The sequence below is a fragment of the Pseudomonas sp. Colony2 genome, assembly GCF_019382755.1.
In the GTDB taxonomy this organism is placed as follows: domain Bacteria; phylum Pseudomonadota; class Gammaproteobacteria; order Pseudomonadales; family Pseudomonadaceae; genus Aquipseudomonas.
Map to the genome: position 1 here is coordinate 3492945 of NZ_CP080030.1, position 4980 is coordinate 3497924.

Genomic DNA, 4980 nt, shown 5'->3' on the forward strand with positions numbered 1-4980 from the left:
TAGAGAGACCGTGTTCTGCCACTGGGCAACCGTTTCCGCACTGATGCTTACCCCACCACACACAATCACCACCACATCCTCAATCCCGGCAATCGCCCCATGCTCCAGATACGCCACGGCCAACGAAACCCCACATGCCGGTTCCACCAACTGGCGTAAATCATCGGCGTACCGCGCCACGCCCATCATCGCGTCGGCATCACTCAACACCACGCATTGATGGGCAAACCTGCCGATATGCTGCACCGGCCACGTCGCCACCTGGGTCGCGGCCAACGACTTGGCCACGGTATCGATCTTCGCCAGCCGCACGGGCTTTCCAGCCTCTACGGCAGCAGCAAACGAAGCCGCGCCCGCCGTTTCACACGCAATCACCTTGCAGCCGAACCGCCCATGACGCTCCAGGCCCGTCAGAACGCCCGCGAGCAGTCCACCGCCGCCCACCGAGGTCACGATGGCGCCCACCTGAGGGCAGTCCTCGAGAATCTCATCGATCATGCTGCTGTGGCCTTCCCACAACAGCGGGTGATCAAAGGCCGGCACATACAGTGCCTCAGGTGATTCGGAGAGTTGCAGCGCCAGCTCATTGGATTTATCCCACAGATCACCGTGCACCACCACCTCGGCCCCGGCCTGGCGGATGCGTGCGCGGGTGGCTTCGGGGGTGGTGGTCGGCACCACGATCCGCGCCTGTAACCCCAGGCCGCGCGCCGCGAAGGCCGTGGCCAGCCCGGCATTGCCGCCGGAGGGGCATACCACCGTGGTCTTGCCCTGGCTCGCCGCGTAGGCGCACAGCGTGGTCATGCCGCGCAACTTGAACGAGCCACAGGGTTGCAGGTTCTCGAGCTTCAGCCAGACCCGCCGGGTAGCGGTAGACAAGCCGGGGTGCAGGATCAACGGGGTGCGAATCGGCAGCATTTCACAAGTTCCTTTTGGGTGAGGCTGCCATCCTACCTCAGCTCGTGGCTGCCACCAGGGGTTCGGCCGGTGTCCTGCGGCGCGTCACATGGCTGATGCCCATGATGATCAACGGCGTGAACAGGGCGATGTAGGCGTTGTCGATGCCCCACGGATTACCGGCGAGGAACCAGCCCACGGTCGCGAGCAACGAGGCAATGATGCTCAGGAATGCCCCGGCCGCCGTGCCGAATTTCGGCGCGTAGAACACCATCAACACCAGCACGGCCAGGGAGGCGCGCAACGCCTTGCCGAGGAAGGCGATCATCAGCACTTTGTCCGAGGTCAGTGCCAGGGCAATCGGCAACAGGCCGACAGCGATGGTCGCCAGGCGCACGAAGCGCAGGGACTTGGCGTCGCTTTTTTCCGGGTTGAACCATGGCTCGTAGAAGTCCCGCAGCAACAACGTCGCCGAGCCCATGCTCACCGCCGAAATGGTGCCGAACAGCGAGCCGGCAAGGCCTGCCACCACCAGCCCGGCCGTCAGTTGGTCCATGCTGGCGATCAGGGTGGGGAAGGCTTGCAGGGAGTCGACATGGGGGAACAGCACCGCGCTGCACATACCGATCAGTGCTGCGCCGATGCCGAACGGCACCATCAGCACCGCCACGTAGAAACAGGCGCGCTGGGCCTTGCCTGCATGGCTGACGGTGTTCACCGCCTGGATTACGTATTGGGTGGAGAAGATCGAACCGATCCCGGCGATCATCCAGGCGATGATCTGGCCCCAACCCACGGCGGTCCAGTCAAACATGCTGGCGGGCAATTGCGCTTGCAGCTGGCCGATGCCGCCCACCTGCTTCAAGCCGAACCACAAGGCCAGGCCGACGCCCAGGTATTTCAGGGCGGCGTGGACGAAGTTGGTGTAGATCACTGAGCGCATGCCGCCGATGCTGACGTATGCCACCGAGACTACGCCGACGATCACGATCGCCAGGGTTCGGTCTACTTGCATCACGCTGGCCAATACGGCGCCGCCGCTGGCGTAGATCGAGACGGCGACGATCTCCAGGGCAAAGATGGTGATGATCGACGTGGCGAAGCGGGTGCGTTGGCCGTAGTTGCGCGCGAGTACGCCGGAGATGGTGTTGTCGCCCAGGTCCTTGTATTTGCGCGCCAGTAGCCAGGCGAAGAGTACGAAGCCCAGGGCCAGGGCGAACAGGTTCCAAGCGGCGGAGATGCCGACCTTGAAACCGGTTTGGGCGGTGCCGATGCTGACTGCGGTGCCGATAAATTCCGAGAGCATCAGGAAGCCGATCAGGAACGCCGGGAAGTGGCCGCCGCCGGTGGTGTAGTTGTTGGCGCTGCGGGAGTGGCGGCGCACGCCGTAGCTGATCAGTGCCAGGCTGAGCATGTACAGGCCGGTGATGGACAGTACGATCCATGAGGAGTGGGTGGGCATTTTTTATACTCTTTAGGTATTTTTGTAATTGTGGGTAGTTTCCTCTGCTGGTTTTGCTTTCGTCTAATATCGGGTTGGTATGGTTTGATACTCTTTTGGTATGGGTGTATATCCGTTATCTGGGTAACGGCTACCTATGGTTTCGCTCTTACAGCGAGGGCCGCTGCGCAATACCTGCGTTCGGCCTCGAGCTTATTGGGGCAGTCAGATCAAGATCAAAAGCAAGAGCACGGCGGCCTGAAAGCCGACCTGAGTGTTAAAAGCCAAGCGCTTTTCTGTAGGAGCCGGCTTGCCGGCGATGCAGACACCTCGGTGCATCAGGTACACCCAGTTGATGCCATCGCCGGCAAGCCAGCTCCTACAGTGGACCGTGCCCGCTTTAGCTTCTGATTTGGCTTTTAACACTCAAGCCGGCTTTCAGGCCGCTGTAAGAGCGGAACCAATATCGGCCATCACCCAAATAACGGATATGCCCCCGATCTACCACCCCCGCAACCGCTCCCAAACCTGCACCTCACCATTCTCCAGCAGCGCGCCATAGCTGCCGAACTGCGTCCCCGTAGCACACGCATGGTTAGGCAAAACCCTCAGCCGCGTCCCCAGCGGAAACCGCTCAACCACATCCACCGCCACCCCGTCGAACCAAGCCACCCCATGCTCCTGATTCGCGCTGCCCACCAGCAACCCCTCAATCACCTCACCACCCTCGGTACACACCTGCCCATAACCAAAATCCCGCTTCTGCGACTGCGTCCCACGATCCCGACTCATCGCCATCCACCCCGCGTCGGTAATGATCCAGCCCTTTTCCACCTGATGCCCGATCACCGTAGTCAGCACACTCAACGCCAGCTCATCAATGCGGCACACCCCAACGTTATGCATCACCAAATCAAAAAACGCATAAACCCCAGCCCGCAGCTCAGTCACACCCTCCAGGCTCACCGCCGACAGCGCCGTGGGCGTCGAACCCACACTCACCTGCAAGCAAGGCAACCCCGCCCCCCGAATCACCTCGGCCGCTGCAACACAGCGCGCCCGTTCCTGCTCGGCAATCGCCCGCAACGCCTCAGGCGTATCCAGCCCGTAACTTTCCCCGGCATGAGTCAACACCCCGGCAAGCATCCCGCCGCCATACAGCAGCCTGGCGATCTCCAGCAACAGCGGATCCTGAGGCTTCACCCCGGACCGGTGCCCATCACAGTCAATCTCAATCAGCACCGCAAAAACCTCACCCTGCAGCGCACCAAACTCGACAATCGCCCGGGCCCCGGCAAGGCTGTCGGTGATCAGCGTCAGCGCACACCCCTGACGACGCAACGCCAACGCCTGAGGCAATTTATGCGGCGCCATCGCCACCGCATACAGAACGTCCCGAATGCCGAGGTCGAAAAAATACTCGGCCTCCTTCAACGTCGAAACCGTAATCCCCGTGGCCCCGGCGGCGATTTGCGCCGCCACCACCTCGGCACATTTATGGGTCTTCACATGGGGCCGCAAGCTCACACCCAAGTCATCGGCACGCTGCTGCATACGCAGGATATTGCGCTGCATCCGGGTCACATCCAGCAAAGCTGTCGGGGTTTCCATCGTGCACACTCCAAAAGGTAAATTGACGGTCTATCCAGTACTGGATATGTTGTCTGAATGAAAAAACACACTCCCGAACAAGCGGCCTTGATCAGCCAGCTCGAACAGATTGCCGAAGGCCTGAGCAAGACCTTCAGCCCGTTTTGCGAGGTCGTGCTGCACGACCTGCGCGACCCGCAGCACGCAATCATGGCCATCCACAACAACCTCTCCGGGCGCCAGCCGGGTGACCCGGCCACCGAGCTGGGCCTGGCGCGGATTGCCGATCCCGAGTACCCGCAGGTGATCGCCAACTACCAGAACCAGTTCGCCGACGGGCGTCAGGTCAAGAGCACTTCCATCGGCATCAAGGACTCCACCGGCAAGTACGTGGCGGCCTTGTGCATGAACGTCGACCTCTCGTTGTTCCGTGGCTTGCAGGGCATGCTGGAACAGTTCGGCTCGGTCAGCGGCGACCGGCCCGCCGAGTCTCTCGACCCGTCCGGTGCCGACGCCATTCGTGCGCGCATCGACCAGTTCGCCGCACGCCTGGCGACCACCCCACGTGCCCTCAAGGCCGCCGACCGGCGTCTGCTGATGCAAGAGCTGAAAGAAGCTGGCGTGATGGACATCCGGCGTGCCATGGAAACGGTTGCCTCACACCTTGGGGTCTCGCGGGCGGCGGTCTACACCTACGCCAAATGACCTATGCCGAGCGCGCCACGGCTTCGATTTCAATCAGATAGCCGTGGTGCAGTTCCGGCACCGGCACCACCGCGCGGGCCGGGCGGTGATCCCCCAGCGCAGCGGCGTACAAGCCATCAAATTCAGGCCAGTGTTTTACCCCCACCACGTACACCGTGACTTTCACCAGGTCTGCGGGTGAGCCGCCTGCGGCCTTCAAAATCGCCAACAGATTGTCCAGGGCCACTTGAGCCTGTTCGGCAAACGAAGCTTCAATGTTGTGGTGCCCGTCCGGGCTCACCGGCAATTGCCCGGAGATGTACAGCGTGCCCTGATGGCTCACGGCCTGGGAGTAGTGCCCGGCAGGC

General features: G+C 61.9%; 5 protein-coding genes. 1 reads left to right on the plus strand and 4 read right to left on the minus strand.

Annotated elements, in window-relative coordinates; all coding sequences use genetic code 11:
- The 3 genes from JV201_RS13970 to JV201_RS13980 form a co-directional block, all read right to left on the minus strand.
- A partial coding sequence (locus JV201_RS13970; RefSeq protein ID WP_219407090.1) for a pyridoxal-phosphate dependent enzyme occupies positions 1-918 on the minus strand: 918 nt, incomplete at its 3' end.
- Between the two features lie 37 nt (positions 919-955).
- On the minus strand, positions 956-2359 hold the full coding sequence (locus JV201_RS13975; RefSeq protein ID WP_008432557.1) for a sodium:solute symporter family protein: 1404 nt from the start codon (positions 2357-2359) through the stop codon (positions 956-958).
- A 480-nt stretch (positions 2360-2839) separates the two neighbouring features.
- Positions 2840-3949 carry a DSD1 family PLP-dependent enzyme gene (locus tag JV201_RS13980; protein ID WP_177008511.1) on the minus strand — a complete coding sequence of 370 codons (1110 nt, stop codon included), beginning with the start codon at positions 3947-3949 and terminating at the stop codon, positions 2840-2842.
- 57 nt (positions 3950-4006) lie between these two features.
- Between JV201_RS13980 and JV201_RS13985 the strand changes: the two genes are divergently transcribed.
- Entirely contained in the window at positions 4007-4633 is a 627-nt protein-coding gene (locus JV201_RS13985; RefSeq protein ID WP_003212543.1) for a transcriptional regulator, read from the plus strand.
- 1 nt (position 4634) lies between these two features.
- On the opposite strand, the gene JV201_RS13990 is transcribed toward JV201_RS13985, so the two are convergent.
- Positions 4635-4980 (minus strand): RidA family protein (locus JV201_RS13990; protein WP_219407091.1); only part of this gene is annotated, 346 nt, incomplete at its 5' end.

Excerpts from the sequence above, each read along its gene's own strand:
- JV201_RS13975 (WP_008432557.1), bottom strand. The coding sequence starts at position 2,359 with ATGCCCACCCACTCCTCATGGATCGTACTGTCCATCACCGGCCTGTAC.
- JV201_RS13980 (WP_177008511.1), bottom strand. The coding sequence starts at position 3,949 with ATGGAAACCCCGACAGCTTTGCTGGATGTGACCCGGATGCAGCGCAAT.
- JV201_RS13985 (WP_003212543.1), top strand. The coding sequence starts at position 4,007 with ATGAAAAAACACACTCCCGAACAAGCGGCCTTGATCAGCCAGCTCGAA.